Source organism: Pricia mediterranea, assembly GCF_032248455.1.
Classification (GTDB): domain Bacteria; phylum Bacteroidota; class Bacteroidia; order Flavobacteriales; family Flavobacteriaceae; genus Pricia; species Pricia mediterranea.
This window is the reverse complement of record NZ_JAVTTP010000002.1, coordinates 248,230-270,796: the sequence shown is the minus strand read 5'-3', so window position 1 is coordinate 270,796 and position 22,567 is coordinate 248,230. Positions and strand designations below refer to the sequence as shown.

General features: G+C 48.0%; 18 protein-coding genes. 13 read left to right on the top strand and 5 right to left on the bottom strand.

The annotated features are described in order from the left end of the window. Window positions 1-27 precede the first annotated feature (27 nt). The 3 genes from RQM65_RS18725 to RQM65_RS18715 all read right to left on the bottom strand — a co-directional run bounded on the left by RQM65_RS18725 (window position 28) and on the right by RQM65_RS18715 (window position 3,773). Window positions 28-2,244: a TonB-dependent receptor gene (locus RQM65_RS18725; RefSeq protein ID WP_314017220.1), complete on the bottom strand. Its 2,217-nt coding sequence runs from the start codon at window positions 2,242-2,244 to the stop codon at window positions 28-30. 473 nt (window positions 2,245-2,717) lie between these two features. Beyond that, window positions 2,718-3,023, bottom strand: a complete 306-nt coding sequence (locus RQM65_RS18720) for a DUF6787 family protein (protein WP_314017218.1) — start codon at window positions 3,021-3,023, stop codon at window positions 2,718-2,720. Between the two features lie 231 nt (window positions 3,024-3,254). Further along, a complete protein-coding gene (locus tag RQM65_RS18715) occupies window positions 3,255-3,773 on the bottom strand; it encodes a hypothetical protein (RefSeq protein WP_314017217.1) in 519 nt (172 codons plus the stop codon). 99 nt (window positions 3,774-3,872) lie between these two features. On the opposite strand from RQM65_RS18715, the gene RQM65_RS18710 reads away from it, so the two are divergent. Next, window positions 3,873-6,782, top strand: a complete 2,910-nt coding sequence (locus tag RQM65_RS18710; RefSeq protein ID WP_314017215.1) for an FAD-binding and (Fe-S)-binding domain-containing protein — start codon at window positions 3,873-3,875, stop codon at window positions 6,780-6,782. A gap of 219 nt (window positions 6,783-7,001) precedes the next feature. Further along, on the top strand, window positions 7,002-8,249 hold the full coding sequence (locus RQM65_RS18705) for a glycosyltransferase (RefSeq protein ID WP_314017214.1): 1,248 nt from the start codon (window positions 7,002-7,004) through the stop codon (window positions 8,247-8,249). 69 nt (window positions 8,250-8,318) lie between these two features. Here RQM65_RS18705 and RQM65_RS18700 read toward each other — a convergent pair whose 3' ends face one another. Next, a complete protein-coding gene (locus RQM65_RS18700; RefSeq protein ID WP_314017212.1) occupies window positions 8,319-9,440 on the bottom strand; it encodes a DUF2914 domain-containing protein in 1,122 nt (373 codons plus the stop codon). 368 nt (window positions 9,441-9,808) lie between these two features. Between RQM65_RS18700 and RQM65_RS18695 the strand changes: the two genes are divergently transcribed. After that, complete coding sequence (locus RQM65_RS18695) at window positions 9,809-10,651, top strand: 1,4-dihydroxy-2-naphthoyl-CoA synthase (protein WP_314017211.1); 843 nt, start codon at window positions 9,809-9,811, stop codon at window positions 10,649-10,651. Window positions 10,652-10,920: 269 nt separating this feature from the next. Here RQM65_RS18695 and RQM65_RS18690 read toward each other — a convergent pair whose 3' ends face one another. Next, window positions 10,921-12,264 (bottom strand): serine hydrolase domain-containing protein, encoded by a 1,344-nt coding sequence (locus tag RQM65_RS18690; protein WP_314017210.1) that lies wholly within the window; start codon window positions 12,262-12,264, stop codon window positions 10,921-10,923. Window positions 12,265-12,404: 140 nt separating this feature from the next. Here RQM65_RS18690 and RQM65_RS18685 point away from each other — a divergent pair, with 140 nt between their 5' ends. The 10 genes from RQM65_RS18685 (at window position 12,405) to RQM65_RS18640 (ending at window position 22,549) form a co-directional block, all read left to right on the top strand. Continuing rightward, the gene (locus RQM65_RS18685; RefSeq protein WP_314017209.1) at window positions 12,405-12,818 is read left to right on the top strand and encodes a 3D domain-containing protein; all 414 of its coding nucleotides are present in this window, start codon (window positions 12,405-12,407) and stop codon (window positions 12,816-12,818) included. A gap of 2 nt (window positions 12,819-12,820) precedes the next feature. Then, on the top strand, window positions 12,821-13,474 hold the full coding sequence (locus tag RQM65_RS18680; protein ID WP_314017207.1) for a peptidoglycan recognition protein family protein: 654 nt from the start codon (window positions 12,821-12,823) through the stop codon (window positions 13,472-13,474). A gap of 29 nt (window positions 13,475-13,503) precedes the next feature. After that, entirely contained in the window at window positions 13,504-14,967 is a 1,464-nt protein-coding gene (locus RQM65_RS18675) for a M14 family metallopeptidase (protein ID WP_314017206.1), read from the top strand. Window positions 14,968-15,339: 372 nt separating this feature from the next. After that, the gene (locus RQM65_RS18670) at window positions 15,340-16,176 is read left to right on the top strand and encodes an outer membrane protein assembly factor BamD (RefSeq protein ID WP_314017205.1); all 837 of its coding nucleotides are present in this window, start codon (window positions 15,340-15,342) and stop codon (window positions 16,174-16,176) included. Between the two features lie 13 nt (window positions 16,177-16,189). Beyond that, window positions 16,190-16,522, top strand: a complete 333-nt coding sequence (locus RQM65_RS18665; protein ID WP_314017204.1) for a DNA-directed RNA polymerase subunit omega — start codon at window positions 16,190-16,192, stop codon at window positions 16,520-16,522. 87 nt (window positions 16,523-16,609) lie between these two features. Continuing rightward, the gene (gene coaBC / locus RQM65_RS18660) at window positions 16,610-17,815 is read left to right on the top strand and encodes a bifunctional phosphopantothenoylcysteine decarboxylase/phosphopantothenate--cysteine ligase CoaBC (RefSeq protein ID WP_314017202.1); all 1,206 of its coding nucleotides are present in this window, start codon (window positions 16,610-16,612) and stop codon (window positions 17,813-17,815) included. Further along, entirely contained in the window at window positions 17,808-18,695 is an 888-nt protein-coding gene (gene porD / locus RQM65_RS18655; RefSeq protein WP_314017200.1) for a type IX secretion system protein PorD, read from the top strand. The genes coaBC and porD overlap by 8 nt, the downstream gene beginning before the upstream one ends. 145 nt (window positions 18,696-18,840) lie before the next feature. Beyond that, window positions 18,841-20,496, top strand: coding sequence for a DNA repair protein RecN (gene recN, locus RQM65_RS18650; RefSeq protein ID WP_314017198.1), 1,656 nt, complete (start codon window positions 18,841-18,843; stop codon window positions 20,494-20,496). A 39-nt stretch (window positions 20,497-20,535) separates the two neighbouring features. After that, window positions 20,536-21,348 carry an enoyl-ACP reductase FabI gene (locus RQM65_RS18645; RefSeq protein ID WP_314017196.1) on the top strand — a complete coding sequence of 271 codons (813 nt, stop codon included), beginning with the start codon at window positions 20,536-20,538 and terminating at the stop codon, window positions 21,346-21,348. A gap of 7 nt (window positions 21,349-21,355) precedes the next feature. Then, window positions 21,356-22,549: a glycosyltransferase family 2 protein gene (locus RQM65_RS18640; protein ID WP_314017194.1), complete on the top strand. Its 1,194-nt coding sequence runs from the start codon at window positions 21,356-21,358 to the stop codon at window positions 22,547-22,549. Window positions 22,550-22,567 lie beyond the last annotated feature (18 nt).

Here is a 22,567-nt window from a genome sequence, read left to right as displayed (position 1 = left end):
GAACCGAGGTATCGTGTCATGAGGCTGTTAAAGCGGTATGCTAACTCCCAAATGGATATTTCGACCGATATTCGAAATACCATCCGTTTTTAGTCGAGATAGGTGGGAGAAGTAGTCCTTGTCCAGAATATTATTTCCGCTGATCCGCACCTTCATCTCTTGATCAAGAACCGAGACCGTTCCGCCGACGCCTAGGCTCAGCAATGAATATCCGTCCGTTACGGTCTCAAATCCGCTGACCTTGTCCTGTTTAAAGACAGATTTCAAGGTAACGAAGGCATAGCTCGAGGAAAGCCACGAACCGCTTCCCGAAAACTCCGTCCTAAGGGTGTTGCTAAAGGTGTTGGCGGGAATCAGCGGTAGATGCCCATCGTCGGCCAATTTCCCGGTTACGGACTCAAAACTGCTTTCCACATGCAACCAATCCAACGGATGCGGGTGGATGTGCAGTCCGATTTCGCCCCCGTAAAGGTCGGCGTCCTGCTGTCGATAGCTAAAAACTGCATTTCCACCGATCGTTGAGCCATCGGGCTCGATAAAGATGTAATTGTTAACAGCATTGTAAAATCCGTTGATATACACTTCGATGTGCTCGTTCCCGTATTCCAGGGAAAGGTCGGTCTGAAGGTTCTGCTCGTTCGTGAGCGCGCTGTTACCTCTTTCATACCGATTGGTACCTTCATGTACACCGTTGGAGGTGAGTTCCGCCAGGTTCGGGGCGCGAAACCCCGAGGCGAGGTTGATACGCCCGGTAAAATTCTCCAAAAAATCCTTTTTATAGCCTACTGCCGCATTAAAGCTGTTAAAATCTCGATTTAAGGCCTCAATTGCACCTTCCTCGCCCAGAGGGCCGCTGGCCTTTCCGTCGATGCTACGGTAATCGTAACGGAGTCCCAATTGCAGGTCGCTATCGTTCTTAAAGTGGATGTGGGAGGTGCCCATGATGCCGATATCATTGGTGTTTGCATCGGGAATCAATAGCTCTTCCCCAAAGTTGCTGTTCGTCTGGTGCATGCCCTGCACTCCGAAAATGGTTTCGAGATTGCCCCATTTGGGGAGATGGTACTGTAGGTTGTAATTGAAGGTGACCAGGTCCATATCCAGGGCAGCTCCGTCTTCTCCCTCCTCGAATTCTTTTCGGGTGTTGAAGGTATAGCCAAAAGTGGCCTCCAAACTAGATTTATCGAAGAAGACACTGGTTTTGGAGCTTAGGATGTGATTGTCAATTTGCTGATAGGGCGATTCAGGGGTACGCGCGCTGGTCCGTTTGCCGAGTTCTTCAGGAATGCCCAATTTCAGGTTGTTATAGTTGTACCGAAGCTCGGTTTTTAGAGTCGTGGTCTGATAGCCCAGGCCCGTTTTCAGGTCGTATTCCCGAAATCTGGAATTGGTGACGCTTTCTCCCCCGGTTTCGTAATCGGTATGGCTCGCGGCACTTCCGCGTACCAGAAATTTAAATTTCTCTGAGGAAGAAGCTATTCCCACATCGCCGTCGAACCCCCGAGTATTTGAAAAATAGCTGAGGTTGACGTCGGCGTCCGTTTCCCCCGCGTTGGCAAATCTTTCAGGATTCAGATAGAGCACCCCGCCCATGGCATCCGAACCGTAGAGCAGGGAGGCAGGACCCTTAATGACCTCTATACTCTCGATGCCGGCATCGCTGATACCCAACCCATGCTCGTCGCCGAATTGCTGATTCTCTAGCCGAACGCCCTGGGTATAAACAAGCACCCGATTGGAGCTCAGACCGCGGATTACCGGTTTGCCAATGCCCAGGCCCGTCGATACGCTTTCCACCCCCGGCACGTCGGTAATACCGTCGGATAGCGTCACGGCACCCCTAGTCTTCAGTTCGGCCACGTTGGCGCGTTCGACCTTCATCACATTCTCCCGTTGCAGTTTATGAAAAGGCGTCGAGACAATGACTTCTTCCATTTCAATAGCACTAGGGGAGAGAGCGACGTTCAGGCTGTTGCTACCTTTTGCGAGCGTTACAGTTTCTGAATAGGTCTGGAAACCTATGGACGATACGACCAGTTTATAATTTCCGATAGGCAGTCCGACGATTTTAAAGGTGCCATCCTCATCGCTGACGCTTCCTTTTTCCAATTTGGGAAAATAGACCTGAATACCTAAAAGGGGTTGGCTTGTTTCGGCATCAGTGACGATGCCTTCCAATGAATTCTGTGATTGCCCGTAGGTTACAGCTAGGGCAAAAAAAAGGATAATATAAATACGTTGCATACTCGTAATGATTTAAAGTGAAAACTTTATTTAATAGAATTCAAATTCGATATATTATGCAACATAGGGCGGACCCCTTAATACAAAGTGATGTTTTTGGAATTTACTTAGGAAGGAATAAGAGGGATAGTTGTTTTTTGGATAAAACAAGGATAGATGTACCGCATCCGTATGAAAAGAAGGATAAAACTGAGGAGAAAGGTTAAATTTCTGGAAATCGCAATCTACTTCCGCTTCGTGAAAATGAAGGGAATTGGCATCGGAGCATTCTAGATGATGGTGCTCAAAAAGCGCATGGGAGAGTTTTGTTACTGACGGTGCCAAAATGCAAGCGACCAAGAGCAGGCACGTTCCGGAAACAAAGAAAGGAATTATCCGTCGCATACGGCAAATCTAAACAATCCGAAACAAACCCTAAGGACAGTATATATAAAATCTGAAAAGTGGACTGTTCAAAGCACTTCCTTACGGTCTTATCCTTTGAAAAGGAAACCCAGCCCCAATCGGTCAAGCATTTTCTTTTCGAAACTCCAAAAGAACGCGAATTGGCCGAACAACCATCCGAAGGCGACCAAAAGTACCTGATACACGGGGAAAATCAAGAGAATTCGGGCGGACCAATAGAGCCAAGCGCTGGTAGTTTCAGTGTTCAGACCCAAAAATTCTGTCAGCGGCCCCGCTAATTTGGCAGAGGTAGAACCCGTTATGGCAAAAACGATTATAATTACGGCAATCTGAAAGTTGGAATCGATGCCCCAGCGTTTTTTTAGCTTTTCCATATCAAAGTGTAGCCTTGTTCAGTTCAAACTTCGGTTACCGCAAATATACAGGTTTGCACTAGAAAAAAGAAAACGCTTTTGTTCCCAGATCAGAAAAGCCGACTTAAAGCATTCTGCCTTTAATCCGTTATTCGTAACCCGACCCCCATCAACTTTCTTCCGTCACCCGTCTTTCGTCACCGCTATAATTAATCTGGTCTCTCATCTATTGTCGCTTATCTCATGTCTCAATCAGAACTGATAGCGGATTCCCAGGGCAATATCAAAGTTAAAGCGACTGTCGAAATTTCCGAAATTGATCAGTCCGAGTTCGGGACGGATATCCAAGGAGACCAGCACAGGGACGTCAAAATTGTACTCGACACCGACATCCCCCGCGAACAAGCCGAAGAACCCTCCATCGACATCCTCGAAGAAGTTCGGATTGTTCGGACTGGGCACGGGTTCAAAAGAGGCACTGCCAACTCCTGCGCCGACGCCGTAAAACCAATTGAAGCCAAGGTCGATTTCGTGTACCCACTGGTAGAGGGCGGTAAGCTTGACGGCATCGTGCTCCCGACTGTCCCTATACCCAAAATCGATTTCGGCCCGGGTGTACCGCCCCAAAAGACGTTGATACGAAATCTCGGCGCCAAAGCCGTCGCTGTCCCCCAACCGGAGTCCGATGGCGTTGTCCGCGATTTCCTGGGCTTGAAGTGCGGTGAACGAGCTGAGTCCCGCGAAAAGGACCATCATTATTTTTTTCAACATTCTATGCGTTTTGAATGTAACTGCTTTTGGCTATTATTGAAAGGAATTATTCCCCTTTCAAGCATAAAAACTTAATTTAGCGTTCAAAATTGCTTTCCATTGGATAAAAATCTACTTCTTGAGCTCCAAGCCTCGTTGCGGGGCCAACTGATAGCCGACAACCTGACCAAAACACTATACGCTACCGATGCCTCGGTGTACCGGAAAATTCCGCTTGCCGTCGCCTTTCCCCAAAATTGCGAAGATATAAAGAAACTGGTGGGTTTTGCCGGAAAGCATCAGATCGGACTGATACCGAGAACGGCGGGAACCTCCTTGGCAGGCCAGTGTGTAGGGGAGGGCATCGTAGTGGATGTATCCAAACATTTCACAAAAATCATGCATCTCGACGAAAAGAAGAAACAGGTGACGGTGCAGCCCGGGGTCATCCGTGACGAGCTGAACCGTTATCTGGAGGCATTCGGCCTCTTTTTCGGGCCCAATACCTCCACCTCGAACCGCTGTATGATCGGCGGGATGGTCGGCAATAATTCCTCGGGCACGACCTCGATCCAGTATGGGGTGACGCGGGACAAGGTAATCTCTCTTAAAACGATACTTTCCGATGGCAGCGAAGTGGAATTCGAGAGCCTATCCGAAGCCGATTTTGAGAAGAAGCGGACATCCGATTCACTTGAAGCATCTATTTATAGGAATCTATATACTGAATTATATAATAAGGAGATACAAAAAGAAATATTATCGGAATTTCCAAAGCCTGATATCCATCGGAGAAATACGGGGTATGCGGTAGATGAACTTTTACACAACCGTATTTTCGGTTCGGTAGATTCTGATTTTAATCTGTGCAAGCTGCTCAGCGGAAGTGAGGGTACTCTCGCATTTACTACGGAAATCACCTTGCAACTGGATGATCTGCCCCCGAAGCTTTCCGCTATGGTGGTGACCCATTACGAGACATTGGATGCCTGTCTGAACGATGTAGTACCGGTAATGCGGCATAGCCTGCATACCTGTGAGATGATGGATCGGGTGATATTGGACTGTACCAAGAACAATCGCGAACAGCTGAAAAACCGCTTTTTTGTAGAAGGGAATCCCGCGGCGCTCTTGATGCTTGAAGTGAAGGCCGATACCGAGGCTGATTTGCAGCGACAGTTGAACGCCTTGCAGTCCACCATCGCCGATTCAGGCCGTAGTTACGCGAGTCCCGTACTGCATGGCGGAGATATTAACAAAGCGATCGAACTGCGGAAAGCGGGGCTCGGATTATTGGGAAATATGGTCGGCGACCGCAAGGCGGTGGCCTGTATCGAAGACACCGCTGTCGCATTGGAGGATCTAAAGGATTTTATAGCGGAGTTCAGCCAAATCATGGAAGGATACGGTCAAGATGCCGTGTACTACGCCCATGCGGGGGCGGGTGAGCTGCATCTGCGTCCGATTTTAAACCTTAAGCGGTCCACCGATGTAAAAATGTTCCGGGGCATCACGACCGATGTAGCCCGACTGACCAAGAAATACCGGGGTTCCTTCAGTGGGGAACACGGCGACGGTATCGTGCGGGCGGAGTTTATTTCCCTGATGATCGGGGAGTCCAACTACAAACTGCTCAAACGGGTGAAAAGCTACTTTGACCCCCATAATATCTTTAATCCCGGTAAAATTGTCGAGGCCTACCCCATGGACGAATCCCTGCGTTATGAAATCGATCGCCAGGAGCCGGAAATCGATACGCTGTTGGATTTTTCTGACAGCAAGGGCATTCTTAGGCTGGCGGAAAAGTGCAACGGAAGTGGGGATTGTAGAAAGACCGAGCATGCCAGCGGTGGCATGTGCCCCAGTTATCACGCCACCAGAAACGAAAGGGATACGACCCGGGGCAGGGCGAACGCGTTGCGGGAACTGCTGACCGTTTCCGACCAAAAGAACCGTTTTGATCATAGCGAACTGAAAGAGGTGTTCGATCTCTGCCTCAGCTGTAAGGCCTGTAGTAGTGAATGTCCCAGCAATGTGGACGTAGCTACGCTGAAAGCGGAATTTCTCTACCAGTACCAGGAAGCGAACGGGTATCCGATGCGGAACAAGCTTTTTGCCTACAACACTAAGCTGAACCGGTGGGGCAGTCGGGTAGCGGGACTCACCAATGCCGTTTTCGGTTCGGATATTTTAAGCGGATTGCTGAAGAAGTCCGTGGGAGTAGCTCCGCAACGAAGCCTTCCTAAAGTATCTAGTTCTAATTTCGATAAATACCTTCAAAAATTTGAGAACCAACATGCTGTATCAAAACGAAAAGTAGTTTTATACATCGATGAGTTTACCCGGTACCTCGATATTGACCTAGGTAAGGATGCCATCGAACTCTTAACCGCTCTGGGATATGGGGTTGAGCTTTTTAATGGGGAAAGCGGTCGTACCTACATATCCAAGGGATTTTTAAAGCAGGCCAAAAAACTGGCCGTAGGGAATATTTCAAAGCTTAAGCAATTTGCCGATGAGGGCCGTCCTGTTATTGGATTGGAACCTTCGGCCATCCTGACCTTCCGGGACGAATACAAACGCTTTTCGCAAGATTCGGAAACTACCAATGCCGTTGCCCTCAACTCTTTTCTTTTGGAGGAATTCCTGTCCCAGGAAATTCAAAAGGGGGAGCTTACGCCAGAATATTTCACGAAGGAAACCAAGATTATTAAAATCCATAATCACTGCCATCAAAAAGCATTGAGCAATCAAAAAGTGACCTTTGACGTACTCAACCTGCCGGAAAATTATAAGGTATCCATCATACCATCAGGTTGTTGCGGTATGGCGGGCTCCTTCGGTTATGAAAAGGAACATTACGATGTGAGTATGCAGGTGGGGGAGTTAAAGCTCTTCCCATCCGTTCGAAAAGCCTCTGAAGAAACCGTCATTTCGGCGAACGGTACCAGTTGTCGGCACCAGATTTTTGATGGAACGGGGAGGCGAGCCCTGCACCCGGTGACGATTCTGAGGAAGGCCCTGATTTGAAGGAAGAGGATAAATGTCTGGGCTGTCAGGCAAATCAAGCCTCTCGACTCCGATCGAGACAGGCGCGGTCTGTCAGGTCGAGCGCATTCGAGACCCCATAGAGAAACATGGTATTCCCGAAATGGGCCGGTCTCGAACGCAACTAAAGGACGCAACGGATTAAAATCCGCTTACCTTTGAAGGACGCTTCGAATGACCAACGATTCAACAACCGTGCAATTGCAACATAAAACAGTGCTTTTTATCGGCTTTACCTGGCCTGAGCCTACTTCCACGGCAGCGGGTAGTCGAATGCTGCAGTTGCTTCAGGTCTTCGGAGTACGAAAATACCGAAGGGTTTTTACCAGCGCCGCTGCCGAATCCCCCCTTTCCCTCGACTTAGAAAGCTTTGGCGTTGAGAAAAGAGTCATAAAGCTGAACGATACCGGTTTCGACACCTTTATTAGCGATCTAAAACCTGATATCGTGGTTTTTGACCGTTTTCTGACGGAAGAACAATTTGGGTGGCGAGTGGCGGAATTCGCTCCCCAGGCTCTTCGTATCTTGGACACCGAAGATTTACACTCTCTACGTACGTCGAGACAGGCGGTGTTGAAAAAAGGCATTCCTTTCACGACCGAAGCATGGCTGCAAAGTGATACCGCGAAGCGCGAAATTGCCAGCATCTATCGTTGCGACCTGTCGCTGATAATCTCTGCCTATGAAATGCAGTTGTTGACCGAAGTCCTGAAAATCGACGATAACCTGCTGCTGCATCTCCCATTTATGTTGGACGCTGTGGGTGAAAAAACCCTTGCAGCCTGGCTTTCTTTCGAGGAGCGGCGGGATTTTGTCTGCATCGGCAACGGTAAACACGCGCCCAACGTCGATGCCATCTTGTGGCTAAAAAAGGAAATCTGGCCGCTGATCCGAAAACAGCTTCCCGATGTGAACCTTTTGGTGTACGGGGCCTACCTTCCCCAGCATATCCAACAAATGGATAATCCCAAAGAAGGATTCCGGGTTAGGGGGTGGGCGGAAGACGCCATTGCTGTTCTGCAGAAGGCTAGGATTTCGCTGGCGCCCCTTCGATTCGGGGCCGGCATCAAGGGCAAGTTGATCGATGCGATGCAAGCGGGCACGCCTTCGATAACCACCGATGTCGGGGCCGAGGGCATGTGCGGAGGACTCCCCTGGAACGGGAAAATTGCAAATTCGGCCGAGGACTTCTCCGCGGCAGCTGTCAGACTGTACCGCGATGCCTTGAGTTGGCACCGGGCACAGCGATATGGCATTAGCCTCGTCAATAGCTTTTACGATAAAGGACGGCTGTCCGAAAAGCTCATCGCCACTATCGAGAAAATTGGTGAAAACCAGGAGCATCACCGGAACCAAAACTTTATTGGGTCCATGCTCCAACACCATACCATGACCAGTACCAAATATCTTGCCAGGTGGATCGAGATAAAAAACCAAGACCGCCACTAATTTGGTCGGGGGTCATAGCAGGTCGTTTAATTCGGCCAATCCAATAACTGGGATGATTTAGCGTCGATCTTAAAATTTCCGCTGCACGACTTTTACGGCATCCACGGGAACATCCGTAATTATTTCAAAGTCGATAACGCCCAAGACCAGGCCCTCTTCCGTAATGACATCGACTTCCCATTGGCCCGGTTTTACGTTGGATTTATAAGTATAACCGCGGAATCCGCCGGTACGGCCTCCTGTAATTTCAAAGCCGATATTGTCCATAATTTCCCATTCCCCAGTAGCGGGATTAAACCATTGCCAGCGGTGGAGAATGGATTCCCTTAATGCGGTAGGGGCGAATATCGAGGAGAAGATAAATACTTTTTCGCCCGGGGTGTGGTGGAACTTGAGTTTGTGGTCCCTCCAGAACATATAACTTTCGTTCGGTTCATAGCTGACAAAATAGGTGTTGTCTTCGAGACGGACATTTTGCGACACAATTCCTTCGTCCAAAGCCAAGGGCACCGGAGGGATAAGCCGAAAAAAATAAAAGAGGTTTATCAGTGCGTAAATAAGGGCAATAATTCCGATGAGCTTCCCCAGATGGATTTCGTTTCTGGTGCTCGGGCTTGAGAAATAGGTGACCAGAAGCAATACCATCGTAATCCCTAAACTGGCCGCTCCCGACAAAAGGAAAATCGACGTTCCCATATCCTTTATAAAAACGGGGACCATGAAGGTCAAAAACGTAAAATTCAAAAAAAAATAGACACTGAACTGGAGGTATTTATTGGAAATTCTTTGTTTTAGGAACTCGTTGGCAAAAAGCAGAGCTACCAAAATGACAAAGAAGGTTGCGGTCTTGGAGAGGGATACGCTTCTTGAAAAATAGATGACGTAGGCACTCGAGAGACCCCCAAAGAAAAATTGGATGGCCAGGGGAAAGAATTCCTGATAGCGTTCCAAAAAGGTGTTTTTCCACCGCCCATCGTCCGCGAGATTATAGGCGTAGATGACAAGGGTCAACGACGTCATATGAAGGCAGAGCACCGAGAGGTCGTAGGTGCGGTCGATGCGGCCCAGGGTCAGGGAATCAAAGATAAACCCGCCCATAAAGAACACGACCGGGGCATATTTTTGATGCTTTCGAAGAAACTTTCGAAACTTGCTATTCCGAAAACGGACTAAGGTTCTTTTTTTAAGCATTTTGAATAAAACGTGGGATACGGTCTTTTATTTGGTTCTGCACCAATGGTATGGGCGATCTTAGGATCCTACCAGTCATTGAAATGGCGCGCTCATTGAAAGCGTACGTAAAAGCAAGGGAGAAAGGCGGTTAGTTTTCCTAGACTTCCTAAATAAAGGACCAATACCTAAGAACACTCTTTTGTCCTTTGCATGTTTGCGCTTTCTTCCATTCGTCTTTTAATCAAGTTTCAATGGCATTTATCCCGTTTTAGAAACAATCGGATACTTTATTCCGAATCTCTCATTAACTACGGTACGTTCCCTTTATATCCCGCAAGATATATTAATTTAGTCCGACCGATAACAAAACAATAAAATTTGAACACATGATAAGACCCGATTGGAAAACCGCCAAGAATTTTGAGGATATTACCTACAAAAAATCTAAGGGAGTGGCCCGTATCGCTTTTAACCGGCCTAATGTGCGCAACGCGTTTAGGCCCAAGACCACCAGCGAGCTCTATCAGGCGTTCTACGATGCCCAGGAAGACACCTCGATCGGGGTGGTGCTGCTCTCCGCCGAAGGACCGTCGTCCAAAGACGGCGTGTACTCCTTTTGCAGCGGGGGGGACCAGAAGGCTAGGGGAGAACAGGGCTATGTTGGGGACGATGGCATGCACCGGCTGAACATCCTCGAGGTGCAGCGCCAGATCCGATTTATGCCCAAAGTTGTCATTGCCGTAGTGCCCGGATGGGCGGTAGGAGGGGGACACAGCCTACACGTGGTCTGCGATATGACCTTGGCCAGTAAGGAACATGCGATCTTTAAGCAGACCGATGCCGATGTAACCAGCTTCGACGGTGGCTACGGCTCCGCCTATCTCGCCAAAATGGTGGGCCAGAAAAGAGCCCGTGAAATTTTCTTTTTAGGAAGAAACTACTCCGCCCGGGAAGCCTATGAAATGGGCATGGTCAATGCGGTCGTTCCCCATGAGGAACTCGAGGCGACCGCCTATCAATGGGCCCAAGAAGTATTGGAAAAATCACCTACCTCGCTAAAAATGCTAAAGTTCGCCATGAATTTGACCGATGACGGAATGGTGGGGCAGCAAGTTTTTGCCGGGGAGGCCACGCGATTGGCCTATGGTACCGATGAAGCCAAGGAGGGCCGGAATGCCTTTTTAGAGAAAAGAAAGCCGGATTTCGGAAAGGACAAATGGATTCCCTAGTCCCTCTTTTCAGGCTATAAACCAAAAAGGGCCTTTCCGCTAGGAAAGGCCCTTTTATCGAGAACACTATATGAAAAAATGAAAAATTAACTTCGTTTTAATTACAGTGTAAACATAGGGGCATCAGACGGGAAAACGAAAATTTTGTTGTGAAACGATGGATTTTAGTGGTGTAGGATGTCAAAAGTGTTGTGTAGCGATTTTCTGACCCCAGCACCGGACGTCGCCAGCAGTCCTTCGACAACCGTCCCGGTCCACTGACAACTTTACTACTGCTTTTCTCCGATTGCGGCTACAACATCCCTCAAAAATCCGTTAATATCGAATTCCGGTTCTTCGGCCAGTCCCGTTCGAACGACGACCAGGTCTTTCGAGGGAATGATAAATACGCGTTGTCCCTGATACCCATTGGCAGAATACATATCCCTGGGCACATCGGGATACTTCCCGCCCGCGTTCAACCAGAAATGTCCCCCGTAATCACCATCGGAATGTGCGGTGGGTTTGCGTACGTAATCCACCCACTGTTGGTCGAAGAGCTGTTCGCCGTTCCAATTCCCCTTGTTCAGATAGAGCAATCCGAATTTGGCCCAATCGCGGGTTGTGGCCCATCCGTAGGAAGAACCGACGAAATTGCCTACCATATCGGTTTCGATGAGCATGGAATGCATTCCGATTTTATCGATAAGGGCGGAATAGGGAAAATCGAGGTATTCCTGATGGGTGTCGAAGTCCTGTCTCAGGATTCCCGATAACAGGTTGGTGGTTCCGGAGGAATAGTTCCATACCTCAGTTGGCGGAGCGACCGCTTCTTTTTCCACCTGTACTTTGGTCATATCCGATTTCATAAACAGCATCCGGGTGACATCGGAAATCGTCGTGTAATCTTCTTCCCAGGCGAGTCCGCTTTGCATCCGTACCAAGTGGTCGAGGGTAATGTGCTTTCGATCATCGTTTTGCCATTCAGGCACCGGGGCCGGGGCATCGAGGTCGATCTTGCCTTGGTATTCCAAAATGCCATAGAGGGTTGCCAATACGCTTTTGGTCATACTCCAGCCCAAGATAGGAGTATCTTTGTTAAAACCTCTGAGGTACTTTTCACCGATGATCCGGTTTTTATAGACCACGAGCACCGTGCGGGTCTTTCGGCTCTCAGGGTAGGCAAAAACATCTTCCAGGGCCTTGTCCAACCGCTGGTAATCCACATTTTCGAAAATGGTGTCGGTAGTGCCGTTATTTCCGAAGGGAAAAGGCAGATTATTTATCAACCGGTTCCGGTGGGGTACGGGAAGACTTCTATTGGAATCGTAATGTTCATTGACCAGCACACATCCGAGTCCCTCTCGGCAGACGGATTTCCTTTTCATCAAGCCGAAGACCGTAGCGGTAGCTTCGTTGTTCATGGCATTCATTTTGACCTCCGCCAGATTGATCAGCGGTACATCGTTATCGTTCAGGATGACCGATTCGGCACTTCTGTCCGTTATAAAAACAGTGGAGGCCATATTTTTGGAGGCGTATCCGGATATGATATTGAGCTTTGGATATTGAAAGTAGGCGACGACTACCAGAATGACAATAGCAACGAGAAGAATTCTTTTCAATACTTTCATGGACATGGCTTCATTAAGGATGGTGGGTCAAAAATAAGCCAATCCATCCTTAAAAATACATTCGAAGGGAAAAGAGGACCGTCACTGGCCCGAGAGTAAGATAAAAATACCGATATTGTAGCCTCAACATCCCTAGTAAAATGAACAGCAACCGTCTTATTATCGTACTCTTCGCGTCGCTCTTTGCTTCCTGTGGCGAGGAAGCGAATTACGTTTGGAAATCAGCACAGGTGACCGCTTCTGCCTACAATTCCACCCCCGCACAGACCGATGGCCTTCCTACCTTGGCCGCTTGGGGCGATACGCTGTCCCCCGATATGAAGGCAATCGCCGTATCCCGGGATTTGGTCGCTATGGGGTTGGATCGGAATACCCGGGTAACGATCGAGGGCTTCGAAGGTGTCTTTTTGGTCAAGGATAAAATGGGAAGCCGTTGGAAAAAACGTATCGATATCTACATGGGCGACGATATTAAAAAAGCTAGGGAATGGGGGGTAAAAGAGGTGGAAATTCAGTTTAGGATACATAAGGATTCCACAAAAACAATCCAATAATTATGAAGAAAATGATGCTTCCGTTGGCCCTTATGCTTTTACAGTTTTCGTGCAAGTCCCAGTTGGATATTATCGACAAACCCATAATCTTTGACGAAACCCGTAGGGAACTTACCTTGGAATATCTTAAAGATCACTACGGCCTGGATCAGGATGTTCCCGACATCGATCCGAAGATGATTGTGCTCCACTGGACGGCCATACCCACTTTTGAAGGTTCGTTCGATGCCTTCTACAAGGTCCGGTTGCCCAGTTGGCGTCCGGACATCGCGAATGCCAGTGCCCTGAACGTCTCATCCCATTTCTTGGTCGATCAAGACGGTACCATTTACCGCCTGATGCCCGAAACGATTATGGCCCGGCATGTCATCGGCCTGAACCATACCGCTATCGGGGTCGAAAATGTAGGCGGAACCGAAGAGATGCCGCTTACCGATGCACAGCTTGAAGCGAACATCGCACTGGTAAAATTCTTGACCCATAAGTACAACATCGAATACCTGATAGGTCATTATGAATATACCGATTTCGAAGCCCATCCGCTGTGGATGGAAAAGGACGATGGCTACCGTACGAAAAAAACCGATCCCGGAACGGATTTTATGCGAAAGGTCAGGGAGGCCACCGAAAACTTAGATTTCAAGCAGAATCCCTAGCTTTGCAACCGAACAAAAACCAAGACCGAATGAACCTTAAACTTGCTTTTCTGGCCCTGTTTGCCGGTATCTTTTGTACGGCCCAAGAAAATGACATCACCGAGTCGCTCTATGGCACCTATGATAAATACCGGGAGGCTTCCTTGGATAAGCGCCGGATCAAGCACCGCCAACTCCAACCTTTGATTGCCGAGTACCGCCAAAGCCCCAAATTTAAAGTCCAGACGGTGGGCGAGTCCATCGAAGGGCGAAAACTCTCCCTCATCAGTATCGGCTCGGGAAAAACAGAAGTCTTTCTCTGGTCGCAGATGCACGGTGACGAACCGACCGCCACCCAAGCCATCTTCGATATCCTGAATTTTTTGGACAGTGATGACTTTAACGACGAGAAACGGGCCATTCTGGAAAGCTGTACCCTGCATTTTCTGCCGATGTTGAATCCCGATGGGGCCGAGGTATTTCAGCGCAGGAACCGATTGGGCGTCGATATCAACAGGGATGCTCTTCAGCTGCAATCCCCCGAAAGTCGGGTGTTGAAACGGATAAGGGACAGCCTCGATGCGGATTTCGGGTTTAACCTGCACGACCAAAGCACTTATTACAATGCCGAGCGCACCCAAAAACCGGCTACCATATCGTATCTGGCACCAGCCTATAATTATGAAAAAGAAGTAAATGAGGTCCGTGGCAACGCCATGAAGGTCATTGTTTTTATGAACGGGATCATCCAAAAATACGCCCCGGGTCAAGTAGGCCGTTATAACGACGATTTTGAACCCCGGGCGTTTGGCGATAACATCCAGAAATGGGGTACTAGCGCCATTCTGATCGAATCCGGCGGATATCCAAATGATGTCGAGAAGCAGGAAATCCGTAAGCTGAACTACGTCTCCATTCTCTCTGCCATCTATACGATCGCAAAGGGCAATTACAAGGATATTCCCTTAGAGGAGTATGAAAAAATCCCAGAGAACGACCGCAAACTTTTCGATCTTAAAATCGAGAACGCCACCTACCCGCTGCTCGGCCACGACTATGTCATCGATATCGGGATGAACCGTTTGGAGGTCGATGAAGAAGACCACAATAACTTTTGGTACAGCAGCCGCATTCTCGATCAGGGCGACCTCTCTACCTACTACGGTTACGAAACCTTTGACGCCTCCGGATATACCATAGTCCCCGGAAAAGTGCATCCGGAAACCATGAAATCGGTAGATGTTTTGAACAAACTGAAAATCGAATCCCTCTTAAAATCCGGATACACCTACATACGGGTGGCCGACATTCCCAAGGATATGTTGAAATCCCCGTTTCCCATCCATATTATAGGTAGTAAATTCGAAATACCGGAATTTAACATTGAAGTAGGTATCAACCCGACCTTTTTGTTGGAAAAAGATGGAAATATCGAATATGCCGTCATCAATGGCTTCTTGATCGATATCGATAAGGGACCTGCGGATTTTGGCAATGCGATGATCTATCGGTAGCGAAGTTGTTCGAAAAGTAATTCTTTTGCAATGGTCCGAGCCGTGGGGCATTTGAAACTTGGTGCTTGGCATTTGGATTTTTCACCCCCAAAGGTTGTTAAAACTTCCACAAAAAACTTGTTCCGGATATGGGTACGGCTATTTTCGCGTTATTGAACTCGTTTAGACATTTTATTTGGAACCGATCCCGAAAGCTTTCGGGAGGTTTTTGTGCCCTAATGAAGGCTTTTTCGAGCAGCATAGCCATAGATAGGCTACGATAAATAGGCAAAACTAGGGTGCAAAATGTGAAATTTGCAGATAAAGGAGAAAGTCTAAACGAGTTCATCAAATCGGTTTTATTTATTTGGTTAGAATTCGTAATTTTGCAAAATGTTTCAGAGACTCAGTAGAATTGTTCCCCTTTTATTTTTGGCCGGTGCACTGCATTCTTGTAGTGAATATCAAAAAGTGCTGAAGAACGAGGATGTCAAGGCCAAATATGATTTGGCCCAAAAGTATTACGAAGAGGGCGATATGAAACGGGCGAACCGGCTCTTTGAGCAGATTGCCCCTAAATACATCGGGAAGCCACAGGGGGAACGGGTGATGTTCTTCTTTGCGGATACCTATTTTCAGCGCGGGGATTACAACATGGCGGGCTATCAGTTCGAACGGTTCGTGAAGTCCTACCCCAAAAGTGAAAAGGTGGCCGAAGCGTCCTTTTATGGGGCTAAAAGCTATTTCGAGCTTTCCCCACGCTATTCCCTCGACCAGACGGATACCGATAAGGCTTTGGTCAAATTACAGGGTTTTATCAATACCTATCCCGACTCGGAATACTTTGCCGAGGCGAACGAGATGGCCAAGCAGCTGACCACCAAGAAAGAGCATAAGGCCTATGAAATTGCCAAACAGTACCATAAACTGGGGGAATTCGATTTTACGTTCCTGAATCCCGCCATCAGTGCCTTCGATAATTTTGTCACCGATTACCCGGGATACATTTATCGCGAGGATGCGATGTATTACCGTTTCGAATCGGCCACACAGTTTGCGCTGAACAGTTTCGATCGGTTGCAGCCCGAGCGTATCAAAGAGGCCAAAGCGGATTATGCCGACCTGAAGAAACAGTTTCCCGAAACGAAATACGAGGAGAAGGCGAACAAGCTCCTAGGAAGATTGGCCGCGGAGCAGCAGAATTTCACCCAAGAAAAAGAGACTAAATAAATAGCATTTAAAAATGGATATGAACGACCTGAAAAATTCTAAAGCCGCCGTTAGTACGGTAACGATCAATAGAAACGAATTCGACGAAAAAACGGATAATATTTATGAGGCTATTTCGATAGCCGCTAAGCGTGCCGTGCAAATCAATTCTGAAATTAAAAAAGAGTTGCTGGAGAAATTGGAAGAGTTCGCAACCTACAGCGACAGCTTGGAAGAGGTATTTGAGAATAAAGAACAGATTGAAGTTTCGAAATTTTATGAGAAACTACCGAAACCCCATGCGTTGGCCGTTGAGGAATGGATGAACGATAAAATCTACTTTCGGAATACCGAGAAGGGAGAGTAGGATTCCCATCCTAGATATGGCAGTAAACGGATTTTCTGGGAATACTACTACCAGGCTAATCTTCCTTAGCGAAAAACTTTCAGAAGCATGCTCAACGGCAAGAACATCCTTTTAGGCGTCACCGGTGGGATTGCCGCCTACAAAACCACCTTTCTTGTCCGATTGCTGATCAAAGCCGGTGCCCGGGTCAGGGTCATCTTGACCGAGCGTGCCGGCGATTTTGTTTCCCCCCTGACCTTGGCGACCTTATCAAAAAATCCCGTTTTGACCTCTTTTGTGAACGAAAAGGAGGAAAGTACGGATTGGAACAACCACGTGGAACTGGGCCTTTGGGCCGACCTTATGCTCATTGCGCCGGCGACCGCCAATACCTTGTCCAAAATGGCGAACGGCACCTGTGACAATCTTTTGCTGGCCGCTTATCTTTCCGCCAAATGCCCCGTTTTCTTTGCTCCTGCGATGGATTTGGACATGTACAAACACCCCTCGTCAACAACGTCATTCGAAAAGCTACAATCCTACGGCAATGTAATGATACCCGCTACTTCGGGCGAGCTGGCCAGCGGACTCCAGGGCGAAGGGAGAATGGCAGAACCCGAGGATATCGTAATATTCGTCAAGAACCATCTTTCGGAGGGTTTGATCCTCTCGGGAAAAAAAGTACTGATTACGGGCGGACCGACCCATGAGGCCATCGATCCCGTTCGGTATATAGGGAACCGTGCATCGGGGCAAATGGGCTTTGAACTGGCAAAAACCGCTGTGGATCTGGGGGCCGAAGTAATTTTGGTTTCCGGACCTACCCATTGCACGGTGGATCATGAATCCATCCTCCTTCAAAAAGTAATTTCCGCCGAGGAAATGTACCAAGCCGTGCACGAACACTATCCCGATGCAGATATTGTCATCTGTGCCGCCGCGGTAGCGGATTACAGGCCAAAATCCGCCGCCGATCAGAAAATCAAAAAAAACGAAGCAGCACTTTCGCTTGAGCTGGTAAAAACGAAAGACATCCTCTTGTCCCTTGGGAAACTAAAGAAAAAGCAATATTTGGTCGGATTCGCCCTGGAAACCGAGAACGAACTGGAAAATGCGAAGTCCAAGTTAAAAAGGAAGCATTTGGATGCCATCGTACTCAACTCCCTGAACGATACCGGGGCCGGATTCGGAACCCCCACTAACAAAATCACGTTTTTGGACAAGAATTCCGCGATAATACCGTTTGAACTAAAGGAGAAGGCCGAGGTGGCCAAAGATATTTTCTCCGAGATCATTGCACGATACCATGCGTAAATTTCTTCTCTTATTGTTAGTCCCATGCCTCGGCCTGACCTTGCAAGCGCAGGAGTTGAACTGTACGCTCACCGTGAATTCCGATCAGGTATCACAGACCAATCAGCAGATATTCAGGACTTTGGAGCGTTCCTTGAACGATTTTGTAAATAAGAATAAATGGACGAACCGCATCTACCAAGAAAATGAACGGGTCAATTGCCAGATGTTTATTACGATTACCAAGTACGAATCCAACCGTTTTGAGGGCAATATCCAGATTCAATCCACCCGCCCTGTGTACAATACTTCGTACGAGAGTCCCGTATTCAACTACAAGGACGATGAATTCAATTTTGAATACATTGAATTCCAGCCTTTGGTGTTCAACGAAAATGTCTTTGAATCGAACCTCATCGGGGTTATTTCATACTACGCCTATATGATTTTAGGACTGGATGCGGATACTTTTGCTTTAGAAGGCGGTACCGATGCATTTCGGAAGGCGCAACAGATAATCACCCGGGCCCAGGGAAGCAACTTTTCGGGATGGGACCAGAAGAATAATCGCAACCGTTTTGAGCTGGTCGATAATATTTTGTCGAATACCTATCGCGAATACCGTATTGCCATGTACAACTACCATCGAAAGGGTCTTGATGTTTTAGGCGATAATAACAGTACAGGCAAACAGGTGATCGCCGGAACGATGAAACTCTTCGAGACCATGATGCAGCGGCGACCCAACGCATTTTTGATACAGACGTTTTTTGATGCCAAGGCCGATGAAATCCAAAATATCTTCTCCGACGGCCCCAAAATCGATATCGTTCAACTCAAGGAAACCTTGAACACCGTCGCTCCTACCTATTCCAGTACCTGGAACGGAATTGAGTATTGAATGAGGTAGTATTAAGTATTTAGTAGTAAGTACATTTACAACGCGTCTCATAGAGATTGCGCAGCTTAATAAATACTAATTACTAAGTACTACCTATCTCTTAAATATCGATTATCTTTACCCCGTTCAAAACACCCCGAAGCCCGTGCTCGCGAATCTTTTCATTAAAAATTATGCCCTGATAGACGAACTGAACGTGTCGTTTACCGACGGTTTTACCTGTATTACCGGCGAAACGGGAGCTGGGAAGTCCATTTTGTTAGGGGGACTCTCCCTGGTTTTGGGAAAGCGGGCCGATCTTTCCTCATTGCGGGACAAGGCTAGTAAATGCATCATCGAGGCGGAGTTCGATATCGATCGATACGGATTGAAAAGTTTTTTTGGGGACAATGATATCGATTATGAGAAACGTACCATTATCAGAAGGGAAATTCAGCCGAGTGGGAAGTCCCGCGCCTTCATCAACGATTCCCCCGTTACCTTGAACATTCTCACCCAGCTGGGGGACAGTCTGATAGACGTTCATTCGCAACATCAGACCCTTCGTCTGGCGGATAACGATTTTCAGATGAAGGTCATCGACGCCTTGGCGGATAACGGGAAACTACTTTATACCTACGCTGAAGAATTAGACGCGTATCGCAAGACTTCTAGGGCGTTGCAAGAGCTGCTGGAGTTCCAGAAGCAAGCAATCAAAGAACACGATTACAACAGTTTTTTGCTGGAAGAACTGGAATCGGCCCCGTTGAAAGTGGGTATCCAAGAGGAGTTGGAAGAGCGTTACGAACAATTGAACAACGTTGAAAATATATTGGAACTGCTTTCCAGGGGATATCAGCTATTGAACGACGAACAGGTCGGGGTGGTAAACCTGCTGGCAGAGCTGAAACAGGTTTCAGGGCGATTGTCCAATTTTGGCAATCAATACGCCGAGCTCAACCAGCGGATAGATTCCGTTTTTATCGAGGTGGACGATATAGCCGCCGAACTGCAGCAGTTGCAAGGCGATACAGAGGCCAACCCACGGGAACTGGAAGAAACCAATGCCAAGCTGCAACAACTCTACGACCTGCAAAAGAAACACGTCGCGGCCGATGTGTCCGAGTTGCTGGAAATCAAGGAAACCCTTTCCGAAAAAGTCCAGCAGACCGAAAACTTGGAATCCGACATCCAAAAGAAACAAGAATTGCTATCGGCGCAAGAAAAGGAATTGGACGGTTTGGCGGCATCGCTATCCGCCCGTCGGAGAAAGGTGCTACCCAGTCTCAAGAAACAGCTCCAAGGCAGTTTATCCGCCCTTGGCATGCCAAGTGCCACTTTTAAAATTGATATCTATCCTTCCGAAGGCTTTAAAGACAACGGTAAAGACTCGTTGAGCTTTCTTTTTTCCGCCAATAAGGGAACTGATTACGGGGAGTTGAAAAAAGTAGCTTCGGGGGGTGAACTCTCCCGGATCATGCTCACCATAAAATCCATCTTGGCCAAGTACGAGCATCTGCCCACCATGATGTTCGACGAGATAGATACCGGGGTTTCAGGCGAGATTTCCAATAAAATGGGCGCTATCATGCATGCCATGAGCAATACCATGCAGGTTTTTTCCATTACCCATTTGCCCCAAGTGGCCTCAAAAGGAGACCACCATTTCAAGGTCTTTAAGGTCGAAGAGGACGGAACGACCCGAACCAAAATGAAAAAGCTCAGTGCCGACGAACGGGTCACCGAGCTTGCCGGTATGCTGGGCGGCAAGGCCCTCACCGATTCGGCGATGGCCCATGCTAGGGAGTTGTTAAATTTTTAGATATCTTTGACCTCTTAACTTCGCACAAAATCGAAACTCATGGCATACAATTTACTGGAAGGAAAAAAAGGAATCATATTCGGGGCGTTGGACGAGAATTCCATCGCATGGAAAACCGCGGAACGGGTACACGAAGAGGGGGGCACTTTCGTTCTGACAAATGCACCCATCGCTTTGCGGATGGGCCAAATCGACGAATTGGCCCAAAAAACCGACTCCGAGGTCGTTGCCGCAGATGCTACCAGTGAAGAAGACCTGGAGAATCTGGTATCGAAATCCACAGAAATTCTGGGCGGAAAGCTTGATTTTGTGCTGCATGCGATAGGCATGTCCGTCAACGTACGTAAAGGCCGCGCCTATACGGACCAGAACTACGATTTTACGACCAAAGGCTGGGATATTTCCGCGCTATCCTTTCATAAGGTCCTACAAACCCTGCACAAGGCCGATGCCATGAACGAATGGGGCAGTATCGTCGCTCTAACATATATGGCCGCACAGCGCGTTTTCCCGGACTACAACGATATGGCCGACAATAAGGCCTATCTCGAATCCGTGGCCCGAAGTTTCGGCTACTTTTTCGGGAAGGACAAAAAGGTACGGGTCAATACCATCTCGCAATCCCCTACGGCAACTACAGCAGGACAGGGTGTAAAAGGTTTTGACGGGTTTATCAACTACGCCGAAAAGATGTCCCCCCTCGGAAACGCTTCGGCCTTGGAATGTGCGGACTATACCGTAACCCTGTTTTCCGACCTGACCAAGAAGGTCACCATGCAGAACCTTTTTCACGACGGCGGCTTCTCCAATACCGGGGTCAGCCAAGAGGTGATGGAGCAGTTCATGAAGTGATTGGTGAATGAACATTTCGTTTTCCTTTATAATTCCCGTCTATAACCGGCCCGAAGAAATAAGGGAGCTACTGGACAGCTTGGCGTTACAAACCTATGGCGCGGCTTTTGAAATAGTGGTGGTCGAAGATGGTTCTACCATTCCCTGTGAAGCGGTTATCGAGGATTTTAAGCGGATGTATCTTCAGGGAAGCTCCCCCATCTCGCTCACTTATCTAAAAAAGTCCAATTCCGGTCCCGGGCGTTCGAGAAATTATGGAATGGTACGGGCCAAGGGCGATTATTTTATTATTTTGGACTCCGATTGCATCCTTCCGCCGCACTATCTCGATGCGGTCACAAAATCGCTTCAAGAGCACTTTGTCCATTGCTACGGCGGACCCGATGCCGCCCATGCCTCCTTCAGTCTAGTGCAAAAGGGTATCGATTATGCCATGACCTCGGTCTTGACCACTGGAGGCATACGGGGGAAAAGAAAAGCATTCCAAAAAAACCATAAGGGAAGGCCATCAGGTCAAGGACGCAAGGCAAGTGCGTCGGCACAAGTAGAAACTGGGCGCTCTTCATCGTCTGGGGACAATGGGAACCAATCAAATAACTTTGGCACTAGGCAAGACTCGCCCGCCAAACAAAAGGGCTTTCAACCCCGAAGCTTTAACATGGGCCTATCCAGAATCGCTTTCGAGGCCACGGGCGGCTTTGGAAACATTCATCCGGGGGAGGATCCCGACCTTGTTTTTCGGCTCTGGGGCAAGGGTTTTGCCACGAAATTGATTCCCACTGCCTTCGTTTATCACAAAAGGCGTATCGATTGGCAAAAGTTTTTTCTTCAGGTCAAAAAATTCGGTTCGGTCCGTCCGATCTTGAACCGCCGATATCCTAGAACAGCGAAAATGACCTACTGGTTCCCCACCTTATTCTGCCTGGGATTTATGGCGGCTTCGATGTTGTGGTATTTAGGAATCAGACTCCCTATGCTGCTTTATGTGCTTTATTTGGGATTTGTTTTTTTAGATTCCCTGCTAAAAAACAGAAGCTTGGCCGTAGCGCTATTATCCTTAGTTGCCGTATGTATCCAGTTTATGGGTTACGGGTACGGTTTCATTAAGTCCACCATCTTCCTTAACTTTAGCGGGAAGCCGGCAGAGAGACTCTTTCCGGAATTGTTTTTTGGGAGTACCGATACAGAAGATCGAACGTGACCCGCGTTCCCTAATTGA

Coding starts and splice junctions, on each gene's coding strand:
- RQM65_RS18725 (WP_314017220.1), bottom strand. CDS start 2,244: ATGCAACGTATTTATATTATCCTTTTTTTTGCCCTAGCTGTAACCTAC.
- RQM65_RS18720 (WP_314017218.1), bottom strand. CDS start 3,023: ATGGAAAAGCTAAAAAAACGCTGGGGCATCGATTCCAACTTTCAGATT.
- RQM65_RS18715 (WP_314017217.1), bottom strand. CDS start 3,773: ATGTTGAAAAAAATAATGATGGTCCTTTTCGCGGGACTCAGCTCGTTC.
- RQM65_RS18700 (WP_314017212.1), bottom strand. CDS start 9,440: ATGCTTAAAAAAAGAACCTTAGTCCGTTTTCGGAATAGCAAGTTTCGA.
- RQM65_RS18695 (WP_314017211.1), top strand. CDS start 9,809: ATGATAAGACCCGATTGGAAAACCGCCAAGAATTTTGAGGATATTACC.
- RQM65_RS18690 (WP_314017210.1), bottom strand. CDS start 12,264: ATGAAAGTATTGAAAAGAATTCTTCTCGTTGCTATTGTCATTCTGGTA.
- RQM65_RS18685 (WP_314017209.1), top strand. CDS start 12,405: ATGAACAGCAACCGTCTTATTATCGTACTCTTCGCGTCGCTCTTTGCT.
- RQM65_RS18680 (WP_314017207.1), top strand. CDS start 12,821: ATGAAGAAAATGATGCTTCCGTTGGCCCTTATGCTTTTACAGTTTTCG.
- RQM65_RS18675 (WP_314017206.1), top strand. CDS start 13,504: ATGAACCTTAAACTTGCTTTTCTGGCCCTGTTTGCCGGTATCTTTTGT.
- RQM65_RS18670 (WP_314017205.1), top strand. CDS start 15,340: ATGTTTCAGAGACTCAGTAGAATTGTTCCCCTTTTATTTTTGGCCGGT.
- RQM65_RS18665 (WP_314017204.1), top strand. CDS start 16,190: ATGGATATGAACGACCTGAAAAATTCTAAAGCCGCCGTTAGTACGGTA.
- coaBC (WP_314017202.1), top strand. CDS start 16,610: ATGCTCAACGGCAAGAACATCCTTTTAGGCGTCACCGGTGGGATTGCC.
- porD (WP_314017200.1), top strand. CDS start 17,808: ATGCGTAAATTTCTTCTCTTATTGTTAGTCCCATGCCTCGGCCTGACC.
- RQM65_RS18645 (WP_314017196.1), top strand. CDS start 20,536: ATGGCATACAATTTACTGGAAGGAAAAAAAGGAATCATATTCGGGGCG.
- RQM65_RS18640 (WP_314017194.1), top strand. CDS start 21,356: ATGAACATTTCGTTTTCCTTTATAATTCCCGTCTATAACCGGCCCGAA.